This window comes from Hymenobacter sp. YC55 (assembly GCF_029433095.1).
Classification (GTDB): Bacteria; Bacteroidota; Bacteroidia; order Cytophagales; family Hymenobacteraceae; genus Hymenobacter.
This window is the reverse complement of the sequence record NZ_JARNTX010000012.1, coordinates 1-18966: the sequence shown is the minus strand read 5'-3', so window position 1 is coordinate 18966 and position 18966 is coordinate 1. Positions and strand designations below refer to the sequence as shown.

Here is an 18966-nt window from a genome sequence, read left to right as displayed (position 1 = left end):
TTTCCTTTTCTTTCTATGATTTTCTCCTTGCTTGTGCTGCCCGTTCGGCAGGCTTTGCTTTTCCTTGTTTATAAACCCGGCCGCAACTTGGCTGCGGCAGCCTTGCTGCTAGCAGCCGGCGCCCTACCGGCTTGTCAGTCGCGCAGTGAGCCAAGTACAATAGAGACCCCCGCGGGAGCCCAGGTGCCAGCGGCTGATTCTGCCGCTTCGGTTGGCGCGGTTACCGAACTCACCATCAGCCCGGCGCAGTACCAGGCTGCGGGCATTACGCTAGGTGGGTTTACGCACCAGAACATGACTTCCGACGTACCAGCCAACGGCGTCATCGACGTGCCGCCCCAGAGCTACGCTTCCATTAGCGCCGTGATGGGCGGCTACGTGCAGCAGGTAAAGGTGCTGCCGGGTCAGTTTGTAGCCAAAGGTGCCGTGGTGGCCGTGCTGCGCCACCCCGACTACCTGAAGCTGCAGCAAGAGTACTTACAGGCCCGCGCCCGGCTGCAATTTCTGCAACAAGAACTAACCCGCCAGAAGGAACTGGACGCCGAAGATGTGGGCGCTAAGCGCCGGCTGCAACAGGCCCAGGCTGACTACCAAACCGAGCAAGCCACCGAACGGGCCTTGGCCGGCCAGCTGCGTTTGATTGGGCTAGTCCCCGAGCGCCTGCGGGCCGTTTCGCTCACGCCTAGCGTTACGCTAACCAGCCCCATCGGGGGGTACGTTAAAGCTGTGAATATCAATCCCGGCCAGTTCGTCAACCCGCAGGACGTGCTGGTAGAGGTAGTGGACCGGTCGGATCTGCACCTGCAACTAAAGGTGTTTGAAAAAGACATTGCCCAGGTGCACCCCGGCCAGACTGTGCTTTTCAAGCTGGCCAATAGCCGCGCCGATCAGCAGCAACGGGCCAATGTGTACCTGGTAGGCAAAGCCTTCGACAACGACGCCCACACGGTTACGGTGCACGCGCACTTGCAGGAAGAGGCCGCTAGCGGCCTGCTGCCAGGCCAGTATGTAGCCGCCCGCATTCAAACGGATGGCGCCCGCCAGCGTACCCTTCCCGAAGACGCCGTTATCCAGGCTGGTGACGTGAGCTACGTCTACGCCCGCGTGCAGCCCGCTGCCGAAGGCTATCATTTCCGGCGCTACAAAGTGAAGGCCGGGCCGGTGCACTACGGCGACGTGCCCATCACACCCCTAGATTCGTTGCCCGACAGCACCCAAGTCGTGCGGCGAGGGGCATACTTCTTGGAAGGAGAATACACCAAAGGCCAGGAGTAACTACCGCCGGAACAGTCCATTTACCTCCCTTTCACGAGCAGCCAAAACCCTAGCAACGATACGGCCAGCACCCCCGCCGCGGAAAGCATGGTAATGGCGTCGCGGACGTTTTTGCCGAGGCTGCCCACAGCGTGGTACTTGTGTAAGAAAGCAAAGCTCAGGCCCTCGTAACGGTCGGTGTTTTCCACGCGGGCCGCCAGCCGGCCCGTAGCCGGCTCCACGTACAGCGTTGTGTGCTGCGGGGTGCGATACACCACTTTCATTACCGGCAGCCGTTTATTGACGAAGCCGTATTCCCCCTCGAAATGGTTTATCTGCTCGATTTTCTCGATAGCCGGGGTGGGTCCTCCGTTGGCTTGCCGCCAGAAGGTACTTGCTAGGAAAGCAGCGTATTGCTTTTGCCCGTTGGTGAGGACGCGCCCGGTGGCAGCGCTGTAATACGTAACCAAAGAGGAGCGCACAGCTTCCACGGGTTGGCCGGTACTGACACCGGCAACTGATTTACTGCCTTGCTCCCCAGCTGGGAGGGTTGTCACTTGGTAGTAAACTTGTCCATTCAGCTCAACCAACGCCACTTGTTGCACCTGCTGCCAGTCGAGGGGAAGCTGGGTTAAGTCAATCGAAAGGCGAGACGTTGGTATAGCCGGGGCGTGTTGGAAACGCAGCCGCTCATCGGGGTGCAGTTTGAGCAGCACGTGGAAGGCCCCACTGCCGGCAAAGGTGAAAGTAACCAGCGCCACGGCCAAGCCTACGGCGCGGTGGTATTTGCGCAGCCAGCCCACTTGGTCCTGTGCGTTGCGTGGCCTTCTGAATTTGCCCCACATAAGGCCGTACAGCACCAAGCCACTCAGGGTAGAAACCAAGATAATGCCTAGCAAGAGCAGCATCACAACTACCCGCACCGTGTTGTTGGCCAGCAGTTCCAGCCAGCTCCAGCTGTGGAGCAAGGCGAAGAATTGCAGGAAAGCGGCCCGCGTAGGGTTGTTGAAGGCCGCCAGCCGGGCGGGCATAGTTTCCACGTACACCATGCGCACGCCAGGCCGCTCGAAGGTCAGCTTCCAGACGGGCAGCAAGCGATTCACAAATGGATAGTCGGCGCTAAAGCGAGTTAGCCGCTCGGCCGCTACCAGGCGGGCCGTTGAATCCTGGGTGAAGTAGCGGGCCAATTGCTCGGCGTATTGCCGGTCAGCATCGGGAGTTAGTGCCTGGCCGGTTGTGGCACTGAAGTAGCGAGGCTCGGCCGTGGGCAAACCAGTTTGGACCTGATAGGTGGGCTGCTGCCGCCACTGCACCAAACGCACGTTGCGCAACGCAATGAGGTGATTGTGGGTTAACACCTGCTTGAGCGACCAAGCCGGATGCGGAACGGGCTGCGGAGGCAGGGTTTCCTTGGCAATGGAAGGCCGCAACCAGTTGCTCATCAGCGGGTGCAGCAGGCCGCTGAGTGTCCAGCAGATAACGGGTACCAGCGTGAGCAACCCCACGAGGCGGTGCCAGCGGTAGATGTTGCGCTGCACGTAGCGGCGCACCCGCCCCGGACGGGCCGGCGCGGCATGGCGAGAAATAAGGGTTTCCATAAAATAGTCAGGGCGGCCGACAACTGTCACCGGCCGCGGCAGCCGAAAAACAGTTAGTGCGAACCTGAAAAGTTGAATTGCCCACCCACCGACACAGTGCGCGGGGCCCCGGGCGTGTAAGTGGAACGGTCAGTGCCGGCATTGCCGCGGGTGGCAGCCGTAGCATACCGCTCGTTGGTGACGTTGAGCACATTCACGAACAGTTCCCACGTGTCGTGCCAATTGTAGCCCGTGCGGACGTTGAGCACACTCATGCCCTCGGCCCCAAACAGGCCCTTGTCGGCGTAGCGTACTGTATTGACTTGGTTTTGGTACCAAGCACTAATGCGTTGGTACTCACCCGCTATGCGCAGCCCGGGTAGCCACTTCGGCTTGTAGGTGAGTTCGGTGTTGGCTACCCAGCGCGGGGCCTGCGGCATTTCCTTGCCATTGACGTTCTGCACCGCATCCGTAGCCTTGGCGCTAAGAGCAAACTCTTCGTAGCGGTGCACGGCGTTGGTGCCGCCAAAGCGGAAAAACAGCTCCTTGGTAGGCTTGTACGTCAGGCCGTACTCCACGCCCCGGTGCAAGGTTTTGCCGGCACTTTGGTAGTCCGTGGAATTGTCGGGCTGCCGAATGGAAAGCAGTTCGTGGCGTCCATCGAGTTGGTAGAACGCGCCGTCCACGTACACTTTGTGGTCGAGGAAAGCAGCCCAGCCCCCGATTTCGCGGTTGAAAAAGCGCGCCGGTTCCAGATTATAGTAGAATTCGGCTGGTGCCCCGACGGGCGTGTTCGGCCGCGCCCGGAAAATGGTGGTCAAACCGGGCGGCGAAAAGCCCTGCGAGTAGTTGGCGTACAGCCCCCGGCCGTGGCCTAGGTCGTAGGTTAAACCCGCTTTCGGGGTGGCCTGCTGGTAGTGCTTGGCGCCAGTAGATTGGTCGAGGTAGTTCTGGTAATCGAAGGCCAGCCGGTCGAAGCGGCCGCCTAGCGTCAGCTGTAATGCCGGTACTGTGGGCAACGGATGCAAGTCGAGCTGGGCGTACAAGGCTGAGTTGCGCAGGTCGACATCGTAGTTGGCAACAAGCAGATCGGGCCGGTCCGCCGCCACCAAGTACTGCGCCACCGACTTCTTGTCGGCCCGTAACTGAGCTGTCAAATCGAGCTGGTGGGCATCGTAATGGGTGGGCGAGTAGTCGAAGCTGACGCCACCAAGCAGCCGCGCGCCAAGCCAGTTGAACTTCACGCTGTGCTGCGCCAGGACGCCGTAACTCGTGAAAGCGTTGACGTTGACCTCGCCTTTTGCCGTGGTAGCCCCACTATTCCAACGGATGCCGTAGCTCGGGTTCTGCCCCACGCTGTTGTCGCGGAAATACGTGGTCAGGCTGGTGGCGTGCTGGGAATTCCACTGGTGCTCGGCGGTTAGGCGGGCGCGCAAGGCCGTCGTCTTACGATACGTGAAGGCGGAAGTCGAAGAATACTCACGCCGGTAGTAGGCAACACTGTCCACTGCGCTGCTGGTCTGCGAGTTGTAGTGGTTGTAGGATAGCGCGGCCGTGAGGCGGGTACGGTCGGTCAAGGCGTATTCCAGCCGCCCACTCACCGACTGCTTGTCGTAATCGGACTGGGCCTGCCAGCCGTTGCGCTGCCGGGCCACATAGCCACTTACGTAAGCGCCAAGCTTGGCAGTGAGCATCCCGCCCCCGCCGAGTTGCACGCGCCGGTAGCCGTATTGGTCGCCCTGCAGTCCTACGCTGAGCGTAGGCACGCTGGTTGGCCGCTTGGTGAGCAGGTTAATGGCTCCACCCACTGCTTCGGGCCCGTAGAGCGACGAAACCGGTCCTTTCACCACTTCTATCGAGCTAATAGCTAATGGGTTGGACTCAAGCAGCGCGTTGTGATTGAACACGCCCATTGGTCGCAGCGGAATGCCGTCTTCTAGGTACAGGAAGTAGGCATTGGTACCGAAGGGTTGGCGGATGCCCATGCCGTGCTGTTCGTTACCGTAATTGAGCATCACCACGCCAGGCACCTTGTTGAGTAGTTCGGTCAGCAGAGTAGCCTTGGTTTCCTGAATAACAGTGGGCGAGAGTTGTCTGATAGCCACCGGCGCTTCGGTCCGCAGTTGGGCTTCGCGACTGGCCGTTACCACCACGGTTTGCAGGTTTTCTACGGCCGACTTCAGTCCTACGCGCAGGGCTTGGCCAGCTGCAGGTGTGAAGGTAAGAGGCTGGTAACCAAGGGCCGACACCACCACCTGCGTGGCGGCAGTAGGCAAAGTGAAATAGCCCGCAGAGTTGGTGGCGGTGCCAGTGCTACTATCAAGAGTGCGCACCGTGGCCCCAACCAAAGGTTCTTTGGTGATGGCGTCGAACACGTGCCCCGACAGGGTACGCTGCGCCAAGCCCGCCTGGCTCATTAGCAGAGCCAAGGGCAATAAGAAAATGTGTTTCACAAAGCAGGAAATAACCGATGAATAGCCGGCCGCCTCGGTTCCACGCTACCCTATGGGCACACGGAAGCCAATTCGGGCGAGCAGGCCAGAACTCAGGAAAAACGAGTACTCATCAGTTGTCCAGCAGGCGGGTGATCGGGGCCCGGCCGGTCCCAGTTATAGGCGCGCATGCGCAAGGCCGCATACAGCGGCGACGCGCAGCGGTAAGCTGCCGGTGGCAGTACCCGCAACACAAATACCGGCGCGCAAAACAGGGTGATTTCCTGAAAGGCTTGCTTGCCACCAAGGGGTTGCTGTTGCTCCTCAGTTGCGGCAGCGGCCCGCAGCTGCTTGGCGAGGTGGCATTTGCCGTTGCAATGCATGGCCGGCTTGTCGCGGTTGATGCACAGCACGCGGGCCACATAGTGTCGGTTGAGCCACCAATTGGCCACAATGCCTAGCCGCCCGGCGCAGTGCACCGAAAGCGAACAAAGAAGCAAAATGGCAATGGCCTGACGCATACTTGGACCCGACTTTAGCAGTCGGCCGGGCTAGCAAAGGAACATGCGGAAAGCTGAAGCACCAAACTATTGCCTTTGTTATCTCGCCACCAATTCCGCTCAGCAGGACGCTACTGACTGATCAGGCAGCTAAGCCGTTTTCTTGAATGCTTGACCTTACAGCAGGCTATACCCCTCTTGCTTAAGAGCTTGCACGCATTATATCAGACTTATAGTTGTTCATGGAGCGTATCGGACTTTTCTATGTTGGGTGTCAATACCAACCTCTCATTACCTGAACCGGCGCGAAAAGCCGCGGTTGCTTTCAAGCTTCTGCTACAACCGAAAGCGTTGTTTTATGGGTAGCTTATCAGTTTCTGTGTTGTGATTCGCAAGTGTTAGATGTCACACATTGATAGTATTTAGCTCGACCATAACTCTTGCTTTGTAGCAACGCAAATTAGTTGTCGGCTAAATCAATTATTTGTATCGCCCAATATTAGTATAGTACAAGTCGCAAAAGCAGTCTGTTTGTCCTTTATTTCAGTAGGTATACCCCCGAGCTTTGATGGCATAAACGCCATCAATCTACTACCACACACCTAATGGAACTCACTGCTCTCGCTTTTTTCTTGGCACATAACCCGCAAGCCCAAAGCCAGCTTCCCGATTTCGCTACTATCGACGGTCACAGCATCTCTCACGCTGAAGGTGAAGCCGCCTTACAAAGAGGCCACGCTCTGTTAGTTGGCGGCTTGCTCATAGGTGCGTTCGGTGCCAATCGTTCTATTTATAATCCTATTAGCGCCAGTATCTAATACGCTTGCGGCTGCGTTGTCATTAGCCCCTCTTACCGAGGGGCTTTGCCATTTTATAGCAAACCAATTCTATTCCACTGCCAACATCTTCTATACAGGGTCTTCATAGCAAATAGTAGACTCTTAGGTTTCCAATGGCAAAGTATATTACCTAGGCATTGCTATACTAGTGGCTAAAAGGAGATACTAATGCTACCAAACCAACCACGTTTAGCTTAAGAGTTCAGGTTACTCATTTGGGAGAATATAGCGGCCTGCAGCTGTAGATTCTCAGCTAGATCTGACATGCACGCCTGTCTTCGTGCTGAGTTTACCTGGCGTAAGCCAGGCGTTATGCGGCTCCTCAACGTAGCCTGTTCTGAATCGTGCTTAGACGGTGGGGTACCTCATGAGGTAATTTGTACCTGCGTGGTAGCACAGGTGCGCTTCAGCTTGACCCGTCAAAAAGAAGTGTGGCTACTATCTATACTATTGATTGTGCAACTACGAGTAGTGAAACAAACCAGTGTGTGAGCACTTCACACACTCGGTGCAATACACCTATACATTTGATTATTAAATTATTATCAACAAGTAAAATCAGGTTCTCCGCATTAATACGGATTATCTAGTGGAAGGCCGCTATATCAAAATCAGTACTTTTCTTACCGCTGCAACTAGGCCGGGCGCCGTTACAAAAGCATGTTAATGTCACGCCCTACCTTTGCTATGAATCCCGAACTGAATTTCTCTGAGGTGGTTGCGTTGCCTTCCCGGTTCGCGCCTACTTTTGCTGTTCGCTGCTCACGGGAGATTCCTGCTTATTATGAGCTAGTGTTGGAAGACTCCTGCGGGAGCTTCGCGCGTTGGGTAATATCAGAACCCCTCAAGCACTTACCAAAGCGTCCCGTGTTGCTGTGGTTGCTAACGGGCGCTACTTGTTCTGATTCGTTGTCGTGCGTGGAAACAGGCCTAGTACAATGGGCATCTGCCAGACTTGGTGCCACCTCCAACTTGCGTGCGGAATTAGCTCAGGGTACACTTCGGCTTACTTTCAGTGGGGAAATATTGCGCGGTTATTACCGCCTGCACTGCTTGCCCACCGGCGATGGGCAATTGTGGCAATCAACCCCCATCAGCCGCGGATGACCGAACAAGCCTTCAATGCATCCGGTCAAAACCAAGCCCAGAGCTTGCAAGCAAGTGAAGCCACGCCTTAACAGGAGTGGTTACCACAACCCCAAGATTCATTTGCTAGCTAGGCACAAAGCAAGCTGGCTTTGGTAAGGCCGCTGCTTTCGCTGATTGCACGCATTGCACATGCTTTAAAACCATTTGGCGTGGCTAGCTACCACAAGGGCTAGTGCGCCGCATCGGCTCGACCACTGAGTTATGCTACTACTCAGCACAACTCAGGAGCAGGGGCCAATGATTTATTTTACTCTGCTTTCATGCCCTCCTACTTTCCCCAACCTAAAGGCCGTCTGCTCGCAATTGGTGGCCACGAACAGCGCCAAACGCCCGAACAGCAAGGCCGTAGCCTCGAAACTTCGGCAGATTTTATTTTGCAGCGCTTCGTTGATGAGTTAGCTGGCTCGCGCACCATTGTTGTGATACCGACGGCTTCCGAAGAACCAGAAGAAGCGGCTCAGGACTACGTCGATGTGTTTTCAAGCTTAGGCATCAAGCGCATCGAAGTGCTTAACATTCAGAGCCGTGAGCAAGCCAACAGCCCGGACGCCGTAGAAGTCATCGACCGGGCCGACGGCGTGATGCTGACCGGCGGCGACCAGTTGCGACTCACGGCTTTGCTCGGTGGCACCAAGCTGCTGCACCGCCTCACCGAGCGCTATCAACAAGAGCCCATCCTGATTGCCGGCACCAGCGCCGGAGCCGCGGCCATGAGTACGCCCATGATTTATCAAGGCCGAAACAACGCCGGGTTTGTTAAAGATGAAATTCACATTACCACTGGTTTACAATTATTGCGCGACGTGGCCATCGATACCCATTTTGTGGCTCGGGGCCGTATTGTACGCATGGCCCAGATCATTGCTACCAATCCTGGCTGCATTGGCCTGGGCTTAGAAGAAGATACGGCCGTGCTCGTGCGCAATGGAAGTGAGTTGGAAGTGCTCGGCAACGGCATGGTAGTAGTGGTGGACGGCCACAACTGCAGCGGCAATACCATCTATGAAATTGCGGCCGGCCAAGTGTTTTCTATTCGCGACCTGCGGCTGCACATGCTTTCCAAAGGTCAACTGTTTACCCTGCCGGGCTTCAATGGTGTCGAGGAAACGTATTCCTCTTCAATGGCCAGCAGCCCGGCCTAAGCTCCTATCATTTGCGGCGGCGTTGCCGGTGCCCCTTACTAGCGTTGAAGACAGATGTCCAGAACAATAATCATTTCCAACCGCCTGCCTACCAAGGTGCAGCGCAGTTCCGAGGGTCTCACGTTTCAGCCCAGCGAAGGCGGATTGGCCACAGGCCTGGGCTCCATCTACCGGGCCGAAGGCAATGTGTGGGTAGGCTGGCCCGGCTTGTCGGTGGAAGAGCCTGCCGAGCAAGCACACGTAACCGAGCAGCTGAAAGCAGATAGCATGGCCCCGGTGTTTCTGACGGATGCCGAAATTCGGGATTTCTACGAAGGCTTTAGTAACTCCACACTCTGGCCGACTTTCCACTATTTCACGCAGTACGCCACCTACGAGCCCGAGCACTGGGAAGCGTACGTGACCGTCAACAAGAAATTCTGCCAGGCCGTGCTGGCCCTGGCCGGCCCCGACGATACCATCTGGGTGCACGATTACCAATTGTTGCTCTTACCCGAGATGCTGCGCCGGGAGCGGCCCGATGCTACCATTGGCTTCTTTTTGCACATCCCGTTTCCTTCCTACGAGCTGATCCGGGTACTGCCTTGGGCGACCGAACTGGTTCAGGGCATGATTGGCGCCGACCTTATCGGCTTCCACACCTACGGCTACATGCGCCACTTCCTCAGTGCCGTGTCGCACCTGTTAGGGCTGCCCAACCACAACGGGCTGATTGAAACGCCTTCGCGGACAGTACTCGTGGATGCCTTTCCAATGGGTATCGACTACCAGCGGTACGCCGAGGCGGCAGCTTCAGAAGCGGCGCAGGCCCACGAGCAAACCTACCGCCAGGCCCTGCACGATGCGCGCGTGGTACTCTCCATCGACCGGCTCGACTACTCCAAGGGTATTGCCCAGCGCTTGCGGGCTTTCGAGCTATTGCTGCAGCGCCATCCCGAGTGGGTGGGTCGTGTCAGCTTACTGATGGTGGTGGTGCCCTCGCGCGACCAAGTGGCGCAGTATGCGGCGCTGAAAGAAGAAATCGACGAGCTAGTAGGCCGCATCAACGCCCAATACCGCACCATTAGCTGGACCCCAATTCAATATTTCTACCGCTCGTTTCCCTTCGATGAACTGGCTGCGCTGTACCGCTTAGCCGATGTGGCCCTGGTAACGCCCGTGCGGGACGGTATGAACCTGGTGGCCAAGGAGTTTATTGCCAGCAAAATCAACCAGCGGGGAGTGCTGATTTTAAGCGAGCGGGCCGGGGCGGCGCAGGAGCTGAACGAGGCGCTGCTCATCAACCCCACCGACACCGGCCAACTAGCCGAGGCGTTGCACGAAGCCCTGCTCATGCCCGAAGAAGAGCAGCGTACCCGCATGACGGCCATGCAAGCGCTGGTGCAGCAGTACGACGTATTTGCTTGGACCAAGCTGTTTATGGACCGTCTGTCGTACGCGAAAATCAAGCAGCTCACCCTGGCCACCGACGTGCTCGATGCCGAGGTTCAAGCCCAGCTGCGCCACGACTATCAGGTGGCCGACCAGCGCCTGCTGCTGCTCGATTACGACGGCACGCTGGTGCCTTTTCAAGCCAATCCGCAACACGCCCAGCCCGACCCCGAGTTGCTTACGCTGTTAGCGCAACTAGCCTCGGATGCGCGCAACCGGGTGGTGGTTATCAGCGGGCGCGACCGGGCTTCCCTGGAAAGCTGGCTCGGACATTTACCTGTGGACTTTATTGCCGAGCATGGGGTGTGGCTCCGCCGGGCCGGTGGCGAGTGGCACCTGATTCAGGAAGGGCTGCGGGCCGAATGGAAACGCGACTTCCTGCCTATTTTAGACCAGTATGTGAGCCGCACGCCCGGGGCCTTCGTCGAAGAGAAAAGTCACTCGCTGGTGTGGCACTACCGCCGCGCCGACCCTGGACTTGCAGACGTGCGCACCCGCGACTTACTTAGCCACCTAAGCTTTATGACTTCCAACACCGACCTGCAGGTACTGGAAGGCAATAAGATACTGGAAGTCAAACACGTAGCCATCAACAAAGGCTCTGCTGCCGCCCAGTGGCTCGGAGCCGAGCACCCAGGGTTTGTGTTGGCCCTAGGCGACGACCGCACCGACGAGGACACTTTTGGGGCCATGCCTCCCGAGGCGTACACAATAAAAGTGGGTCCTATGCCCCGCTCCTTGGCCCGCTTTGCCGTTACCGACGTAACGGACGTGCGCAAGCTTCTCGGTAGCTTGCTCCAGACCGAGGTAGTAAGCCAACCTACTGCCATTAATGCTTGAAAGGTCGGCTCCTACTAATTTCAGGCGAGCTATACCAGTACAAACTCAAAAAGGGCCAGGCGCGAAACGCCTGGCCCTTTTTCGTTTTTAAGTAACTAGTTATCTGAGCGGCGTTAGCCTTTTTCACGGATGCACTGCTGTAGCGCGTCCATAAACTGGTCGATTTCGTCGTGGGTATTGAAGTACCCGAAGGAAATGCGCAGGACGCCTTCCAAATTAAACGACTTCATCAGGGGCTGGGCGCTAAGGTCGCCAGCGCGCAGCGCAATGCCGGTGTGCTTGTTGAACCAGCTTTCCGCATCCTTGGCTTTAATACCGTCGAGGGTGAAGGAAACCAACGGCTCTTTCTCGGGGGCCGTGCCGATAATGCGCACCCGGTCCATGACTTCCATCTTGGGAGTAACGTAGTGCAGCAACCCTTCCTCATATTCCTGAATCTGTTGGCGGCCGATGCCGTTGAGGTAGTCGATGACGTGGCCGAAGGCAATGATTTCGGCAAAGGCGTGAGTGCCACCCTCAAAGCGTTCCGGCGCCGATTTGTACTTGGATTCAGCCGAAGAAAAAGTGCGGGCGATGCTAACGGTGTCCACCATATCCTCGCCAAGCTGATAGGGCGGCAGCTTATCTAGCCAAGACTTGCGGCCGTAGAGTACGCCTACCCCGCTAGGGCCACCCATTTTGTGGGCCGAGAAAGTGTAGAAGTCGCAGCCTAGATCCTGCATATCTACGGGCATGTGCGGGGCAGCCTGCGCCCCGTCGACCAGCACAGGCACGTTGCGCTTGTGCGCTAGCTGCACAATCTGCTTGATAGGGTTGATGGTCCCTAGCACATGCGAGGAATGTTCGACGGCAACAAGCTTGGTTTTTTCGGTAATGGCGTCTTTTAGCTGGTCTAAGTCCATTTCGCCGCTGGGCGTAATGGGCAGCACCTTTAGCAGAGCCCCAGTTTGGCGACAAGCCAGCTCCCAAGGCAAGTAGTTGGAGTGATGGGCCATCATCGTGACGATGATTTCGTCGCCGGGCTGTAGCTGGCTACGCTCGAAGCAAGTAGCTATTAGGTTGATGCCCTCGGTGCAGCCGCGCACGAACACTATTTCGTTTTTGGAAGCATTAAGCAGATCAGCCACCTTCTGCCGGGCTTCTTCTTTCTGCTCGGTGATGGCCACGCTCATGGGGTGGTTTTCATTGGGCTTGGCGTAGTCTTGCAGATACAGCCGCTGCAGGTGCTCGACGATCACGCGGGGCTTGTGGCAGGAAGCAGCAGTATCTAAGTAAATCAGGGGCTGACCATTGACTTGCTGCTGCAAGGCGGGGAAATCGGCACGGATGCGGGCTACATCGTAGGCCGAGGGAATTGAGGCCTGCCCGGTGTGGTTGCGGGCGGTGGCGGTTTGGGTGGGTGTCATAAAGCAAAAGGGTTGCCGGCTGCGCTCCACGAAAGCATGAAAGCGCGGCCGGTTTGGGTGGAGTTTAATCCAGTGTTATACGAGCCCCAACCTGCGTTTACAACCCAAAAAACCCGCATTTACGCTCCGTACAAATACAGAAAAGCTCCCCTTAGGCCTAGGGACTACCCTGTCTAACTATAGGCCTGTCTCTAACCCGCTAGAGGCCCTGAGAGCATCATAGCCTATTGTGCACTTCAACCGCAAGCGAGCAATCAAGCGGTTTGGTGAATTAGGCTTATGCACAAATACTTGCCGGCACAGCCAAATAAGTGAATGAGAAGCTGCTTGCGTGCCAAGGTCCCCTACCCCACCAAATGTTGCTAAGCAACAAGCAAGGCTTGAGCCTACTCCATTGGAGCGGTTTGAATGGCTACTTCATAAAGCCGGTGCAAGCCTTTTTTCCCTTTCAGCGGTGTTAGGAAGGCCTGATTTACCTGCAAGGCAGTACCCGCAGCCTGCACCACCTCTTCCGACACCAGAAACTGGGTGCCGTACTTCTTGTTCGCGCTTTCAATGCGCGCGGCCACGTTCACCGTATCACCAATGGTGGCCAGCTTACGAAAGCCACGGGCACCGATATGACCGACTATAGCCTCGCCATAGTGCAGCCCAATGCGCACGTGGAAAGAGCAGTTGTACATCTGCTGCAAGTAAGGATTAAGCTTCTCCACGCTGCGGAGCATAGCCTGCCCAGCTGCCAGCGCGTCGGTAACAGCGGTAGCCGGGTGCTCCAGCCCAAATACCACCATGAGCCCGTCGCCGATGAAGTCGCTGATATAGCCGTGGTGCGTTGCTACGATTTCGCTCATCACACCGAAGTAGCGGTTCAGGATGTGAATCACATCGTAGGGAGGCAGGATATCAGCAAAGACGGTATAATCCTGAATGTCGGAGAACAACACGGCCACGCGCTGCTGCTGGCCAAGTTGCTGGTCGGGGTTTTCAAACTCCTGGGCCGTCAACTCCAGATCCAGGGTGTCGAGGATGGGCCGTGAGCAGCGCACGTGGCCGCCAGCTACGGTGGTCTGGCAAGCCAGGCGCACGTTGTCGGGCAGGTTCAGCCGCGTGGCTAAGGCTTGCTCGCAGGCGTTGCGCGGCGAGCAATAGGCCAGTCCCTCCAGCACCTGTACCCGGCAAGTAGAGCATTCAGCCTTCCCGCCGCAAGCGTGCACGTGGGCAATACCCTGCGCCAAAGTAGCCGCCAAGATGCTTTGACCGGGAGCAATAGCCAAGTCGCGGTGGTCGGGCAACACGTACAGGTGCGGCGTCATAGAGCAAAAGGTAGCAGGGGAAGCACGAGCACAAAGATGCGCTACTAAGGCTTCTTTGCCGCTATCATGCGGCAGGAAGGATACGTTGCTACCAGCTGCCGCCACAGCCACTTACCTGCAGCACCGCTAAAAGCAGCCTTAGTGCTTAGAGCGCCCATTGCTTTTGTTTTTTGCCTAGCGCAATTTTACAAGCAACTGAAAGTCAGTGACAAATCAAGCGATTAACCAAGTTTTTAAGTTTTTTTCATTCTAGCGTGGGGGTAAAGACCGGGTTAGGTCTCTTATAGCTGAAACGTTTCATTCGAGGGCGTGCGGTAAGCTTCAGCACCTCTTTTTCATGCAAGCGGGCGGTTGGCCCTGCTTTCTTCCTTTCACCCTACCAAGGTTTTTACCAGCCGGCTGCCATGGCCAAAACCCATTTCGACGGCTTACCGGGAAAGCTATGCCCACGAAGTAGCTGGCACCGGAATCATCTTTGCTTAACCAGTACCCTTTTATGAAAAACGCGTCTTTCCGTTACGCCATTTGCTTTGCCGGTTTACTGGCAAATTCCTTGCTTGGCGCCCACGCACAGTCTGCTTCCGTAACGCCTGCTACGCCTGACACCCAAGGCCCGGTGGTTCCGCCAACGCACCAACAACAGCCTTTTCAACTTACCTTGGTTTCCCCGCTCGGCACGAATGGCTTGCATGGAGGGCGTACCATAAATACGGTTTCGCTGAACCTGCTAGCCGGCTACGCGGCCGGGGTAAACGGCTTGGAGCTAGGAGGTTTGCTCAACGTGGACCGGGATTCGGTGCAGGGGCTACAAGCGGCGGGCTTGGCTAACTTAGTTGGTGGCCCTGCGCAGGGAGCTCAACTAGCTGGCCTGGCCAACATTACGGTGCGTTCGGTACAGGGTGCTCAGGTGGCAGGCTTACTGAATTATCAAGGCTCAGCAGAAAATGTCGCCACTACCAACCAGGTAGCGGGCTTAGCGAACGTAACGCCAGGCAAGGTTCGGGGCGTGCAAGTGGCCGGCCTGCTCAACATAGCCCGCACGGTAAAAGGCTTGCAATTGGCCCCCGTCAACATTGCCGACTCGGTAGCCGGAGCCTCGATTGGGATACTCAGTTTAGTGCGGCACGGCTACCACCGAGCCGAAGTATGGACCAGCGAGGCGCTACCTGCTAACGCGGCATACAAGATGGGCGCTTCGCACCAATTTTATAACATCATCGCAGTGGGCGCACAGCCCTTCAGCGACACCTTCCGCTGGGGCTTGGGCTACGGTTTCGGCACCGAAATAGCACCAACCAAACGCCTGACGCTGAGCGTAGACGCTCTCGCTTTTCAAGTAAACGAAAAGAAAGGCTGGACCAAGGAGCTTAATCTTTTGAATCAGGTGCGCCCGATGATTGGGTGGCGTTTGTCGCCTACGAGCCGCACTACCCTTCTCGTAGGGCCCACGCTCAACGTCATGGTTTCCAATTACCGGGCTTCAGAACGGTCAACCTATGGCTCCCGCCTCGGCGGCCGGCACCTCGAGCTGTTCAACGAAACCCATGGCCGCACCAACACGCGTGCCTGGCTAGGGCTAAACGCCGGATTGCGCTTCTAAAGCAACTAGGCTGTATGTTAAGGTAACTGTTCCCGGCAATGCGGACCTTCGGATGCCGAGGGCAGTTACCTACCACCAGGTTTCCTCACTTTACTTTCACCGGCTGAATACCGGCATGGGTGGGTTGCACGGGCTTGATACTGCCATCGGCGTTGAACTCCAGCTTATCAAGGCATACCTCCCGGTGGAAACCCGCTGCTTTGCCCATGGTGATGCCCTCGGGGTACGTGAAACGGTGGTAAACCAAGTACCACTCGTCGCGGCCGGGCAGCTGAATGGTCGAATTGTGGCCGGTGCCGTAGATGCCAGCCGCCGGATCTTGGCTGACAACCAAATTGTTGGCTGGCACCGTGAGCAGAGCCAGCGGCGAGGTGGAGGTGGCGTAGCGCACTCGGTATTCGGGGTCCCGGGTGTCGTTTTCGCTCCACATAAAGTAGTACTTGCCGTTGCGGTAGAACACGTGGGCACCCTCGCGGAAAGTGGCATCCGGAGTAAGAATGCGCACAGTTTCTGGCTTGAGCGATACCAGATCATCGTTGAGTTCGGCGCCGGCCATATACCCGTTGCCCCAATACAGGTACAGCTTGCCGCTTTGGGGGTCGCGAAACACAGCCGGGTCGATTTGCTGGCCACCCTTGACGCCGGCGGGCAGTTGATCGAGCAGGGGCTTGCCTGAGTCCACGAATGGGCCGGTTGGGTTCTCGGACAGGGCCACCCCGATCTTGGCTCCCGCGCAGAAGTAATAGGCGTAGCGGTAGCCGGTGGAAGTCTTTTGCTCGAGGATGCAAGGCGCCCAGGCGCTCTTCTTAGCCCAACTGACGTCTTTCGGCAAATCTAGTATCACGCCTTCATCCTGCCAGTTCACGAGGTCAGTTGACGAAAAAGCTTTGAAGTAAGTACCCGACCAGTTGGTAAAGCCGTCGCTGGTGGGATAGAGGTAGAATTTGCCAGTTTTTTCGGCGTACATAATGGCGGGGTCGGCGTAGTACCCGCGTAGCGCCGGGTTGTGATTTTCAGCAACCGAGACGGTGTACGTTTGCTGCTGGCGGCCCTGACCTACCGTGTACTTTACGGGCCCTCTCGCGAAGTTCTGCGCCCCGCGCGGCGTCACGTTCAACCCGAAGCCCACGAATTTCGGGTCGAACGATTGCAGGTTGGTGCCCGGCATCACCTGTAATTTCACTTGGCGGCTGACAGTATCCGCTACCGTGTTGAGCGAGCGGATAGACGAGTTTTGCGCCCGCTGTAGCACATCGGCCGGTGTAAGCCAGCGAGCAGCCAGCCGGGCGGCTTCCTGATCGGTAATGGGCATCACGGTGCCGTGCCGCGGGTGAAAGTTCATGCTTATCTCGTTGTCGACCACCGTGAAATTTTGCAGGTCGCGGGTACGAGTAAACTGATACTTGCCCGTCGTGTACATGTCGTACATGAGGATGTAGTCGTCGGAGTTGTTGAGCTTAAAGGTGCCCGCACCCTCCACTGGGTCTTTGGTTTGTTGCACGTAGCGGTCTTGCAGCACGTAGCCCTCGGTCAGCTTATCGGATACGGCTATTTTGATGCCGGCTCCTTGGCCTTCGGTTTTAAAGAACAGGTAGTACTTCCCACCCTTGGTCACAATGTCGCCATCTATGCAGGCACCATTAGTAGGACTGAAAAACAGCTGCTTGGGCTCGCCTTCCAAATCGGTGAAATCCTTGTTGACGTAGGCGTAGTAGATTTTGTCGGGGTCTTGGCCGTGCTTCAGCGAAAAGTAAATCAGGTACTTCCCAACTTTAGCGTCGTAGATGGTTTGCGGGGCCCACACCCGTTGCAGCGCTTCCTGACCGGGGTACTTCTTTTGCAAATTGACGACGCTCGACGTCCAGTGCACCAAGTTGGTAGAGCGGAGGAGCACCATGGCCCGATTAGAACTCCAGCCATTGGCCGACACCATATCGGTGGCTACCATGTAGAAGGTTTTGCCGTCAATTCCGCGCAAAATGTGCGGGTCGCGCACGCCACCCGTTTCGCTGATGGCAGCAGAGCTGACAACTGGCCGGTTGCCGTTTAGGGCCACGTAGTGGTAACCGTCGTTGCTAAGCGCGAAGCGAATAGCTTCTTCCTTTTTATCGTTGCCAGTGAAGTAGGCAAACAGATAGGCATTGTACTTCTCTTTTTTCGGGGCCTGGGCGGCGGCCGGCGCCGTTAGTAGCACAGCACTCAGGAATAGGAGCAACAGCAGAAAAGGTGCTTTCATAGATGAAAACGAGCTGGCGGGTTTGGAAAAGCGAGAGTGAAACGAGTAGTAAACTCTGATCGAGTTTCATTACAAAGGTTGCGCGCCCGCTAGTAGTGGAAGCGGGGTAAACTAGCCTTTTGACGGGTAGAAATTCGTCTACAACTCGCTTTTCACTGATTTTCCGCCATCTTCTACTGATAAGATCTATGGAGACTTCTCTCCTAGACCTTAGGCAATCAACTATCCCTCTGCAGCCTAAGTAGCCGGTACACAGCAGTCCATTCTTATAACGGCTGGCACCAATTTGTATGCTCTACTGAAATTAAGCTATGTTCCTTCGAAGGTAGCTCTGCGATTACGTCCCTCCGCTACGTACGCCTCCCCTGCCCCACCCGCAGATAATTCACAGCTTCTCAACTCGGCGCAAGTGCTTCCAAGCTGCACCTAGACGGCGACAGCTTTAGCGTTTAAAACACGTGTTCTTGAGGCTTCAAACCCTGGACAATAGTCTGCCCCACAATTTTGAGGTCCAGCCCGAACGACCAGTTCTGAATGTACTGTAAGTCCGCTTCGACGCGTTTGGCCATGGCCTCGGTTTCCTTGGTTTCGCCGCGGTAGCCCGATACTTGCGCCAAGCCCGTAATGCCCGGCAGGATGGCGTGGCGTGCCATAAAATTGTGTACTACCTTGGAGTAGTCCTCAGTGTGGCGAAGCATGTGCGGCCGAGGTCCAATAACCGACATTTCTCCTCTAAGCACGTTGATAAACTGCGGCAATTCGTCTAGGCTGGTCTTGCGCAAAAATGCCCCAACCTTGGTGATACGGCTGTCACCCTTAGTGGCTTGCTTTAGATGAGCATCGGCGCTTGTGCGCATGCTTCGGAATTTGAAGCAGTAAAATGGCTTGCCATTTTTGCCGGTGCGAAGTTGCTTGAAGAGTATGGGTCCTTTCGATTCGAGGCGGATTAGTAAGGCAATAAGCGGCATTAGCCAGCTAAGTAGAAACAGCACAACTAAGGCAGCAAAAATCAGGTCGAAAGCGCGCTTTCGACGCGACCCTTGCACTACTAGTTTGGGGGGGATGTGATTGAAACCATTAAAGTTCAGCAAAGGCTGTACTACTGGTGAGGTAGGCTCGCAGGTGAGAGTCAGCGTGCTCATTATGGAAAAAATCTAAGATAATAGGAGTATGTGGCGAAGATACGTCACTACCGTTGACTTGGATACATAAAATCTAAGTTTTTAATGGAATATTGATAAGATATA

The 18966-nt window shown here is 56.3% G+C and carries 12 protein-coding genes; 5 read left to right on the top strand and 7 right to left on the bottom strand.

Annotated elements, in window-relative coordinates; all coding sequences use genetic code 11:
* Window positions 1–15: 15 nt before the first annotated feature.
* Window positions 16–1275 carry an efflux RND transporter periplasmic adaptor subunit gene (locus P1X16_RS30485; protein ID WP_277236554.1) on the top strand — a complete coding sequence of 420 codons (1260 nt, stop codon included), beginning with the start codon at window positions 16–18 and terminating at the stop codon, window positions 1273–1275.
* A gap of 20 nt (window positions 1276–1295) precedes the next feature.
* Here the strand turns inward: P1X16_RS30485 and P1X16_RS30480 are convergent, their stop codons facing one another.
* The 3 genes from P1X16_RS30480 to P1X16_RS30470 all read right to left on the bottom strand — a co-directional run bounded on the left by P1X16_RS30480 (window position 1296) and on the right by P1X16_RS30470 (window position 5784).
* Window positions 1296–2852: a PepSY domain-containing protein gene (locus P1X16_RS30480; protein ID WP_277236553.1), complete on the bottom strand. Its 1557-nt coding sequence runs from the start codon at window positions 2850–2852 to the stop codon at window positions 1296–1298.
* A gap of 53 nt (window positions 2853–2905) precedes the next feature.
* A complete protein-coding gene (locus tag P1X16_RS30475; protein WP_277236552.1) occupies window positions 2906–5284 on the bottom strand; it encodes a TonB-dependent receptor in 2379 nt (792 codons plus the stop codon).
* A 92-nt stretch (window positions 5285–5376) separates the two neighbouring features.
* Entirely contained in the window at window positions 5377–5784 is a 408-nt protein-coding gene (locus tag P1X16_RS30470; RefSeq protein WP_277236551.1) for a hypothetical protein, read from the bottom strand.
* 584 nt (window positions 5785–6368) lie between these two features.
* Between P1X16_RS30470 and P1X16_RS30465 the strand changes: the two genes are divergently transcribed.
* From P1X16_RS30465 to P1X16_RS30455, 3 genes are all read left to right on the top strand, one after another.
* Window positions 6369–6581 (top strand): hypothetical protein, encoded by a 213-nt coding sequence (locus P1X16_RS30465; protein WP_277236550.1) that lies wholly within the window; start codon window positions 6369–6371, stop codon window positions 6579–6581.
* A 1430-nt stretch (window positions 6582–8011) separates the two neighbouring features.
* Window positions 8012–8893, top strand: a complete 882-nt coding sequence (locus tag P1X16_RS30460; RefSeq protein WP_277236549.1) for a cyanophycinase — start codon at window positions 8012–8014, stop codon at window positions 8891–8893.
* A 54-nt stretch (window positions 8894–8947) separates the two neighbouring features.
* The gene (locus P1X16_RS30455; protein WP_277236548.1) at window positions 8948–11164 is read left to right on the top strand and encodes a bifunctional alpha,alpha-trehalose-phosphate synthase (UDP-forming)/trehalose-phosphatase; all 2217 of its coding nucleotides are present in this window, start codon (window positions 8948–8950) and stop codon (window positions 11162–11164) included.
* 113 nt (window positions 11165–11277) lie between these two features.
* Here the strand turns inward: P1X16_RS30455 and P1X16_RS30450 are convergent, their stop codons facing one another.
* The gene (locus P1X16_RS30450) at window positions 11278–12570 is read right to left on the bottom strand and encodes a cysteine desulfurase (protein WP_277236547.1); all 1293 of its coding nucleotides are present in this window, start codon (window positions 12568–12570) and stop codon (window positions 11278–11280) included.
* Window positions 12571–12956: 386 nt separating this feature from the next.
* Entirely contained in the window at window positions 12957–13883 is a 927-nt protein-coding gene (locus P1X16_RS30445; RefSeq protein ID WP_277236546.1) for an adenylate/guanylate cyclase domain-containing protein, read from the bottom strand.
* 496 nt (window positions 13884–14379) lie between these two features.
* On the opposite strand from P1X16_RS30445, the gene P1X16_RS30440 reads away from it, so the two are divergent.
* Window positions 14380–15483: a hypothetical protein gene (locus tag P1X16_RS30440; protein ID WP_277236545.1), complete on the top strand. Its 1104-nt coding sequence runs from the start codon at window positions 14380–14382 to the stop codon at window positions 15481–15483.
* Window positions 15484–15568: 85 nt separating this feature from the next.
* On the opposite strand, the gene P1X16_RS30435 is transcribed toward P1X16_RS30440, so the two are convergent.
* Together P1X16_RS30435 and P1X16_RS30430 are read right to left on the bottom strand one after the other, a co-directional pair.
* Entirely contained in the window at window positions 15569–17719 is a 2151-nt protein-coding gene (locus P1X16_RS30435; protein ID WP_277236544.1) for a family 43 glycosylhydrolase, read from the bottom strand.
* Between the two features lie 449 nt (window positions 17720–18168).
* Window positions 18169–18861: an exopolysaccharide biosynthesis polyprenyl glycosylphosphotransferase gene (locus P1X16_RS30430; protein ID WP_277236543.1), complete on the bottom strand. Its 693-nt coding sequence runs from the start codon at window positions 18859–18861 to the stop codon at window positions 18169–18171.
* Window positions 18862–18966: the final 105 nt, after the last annotated feature.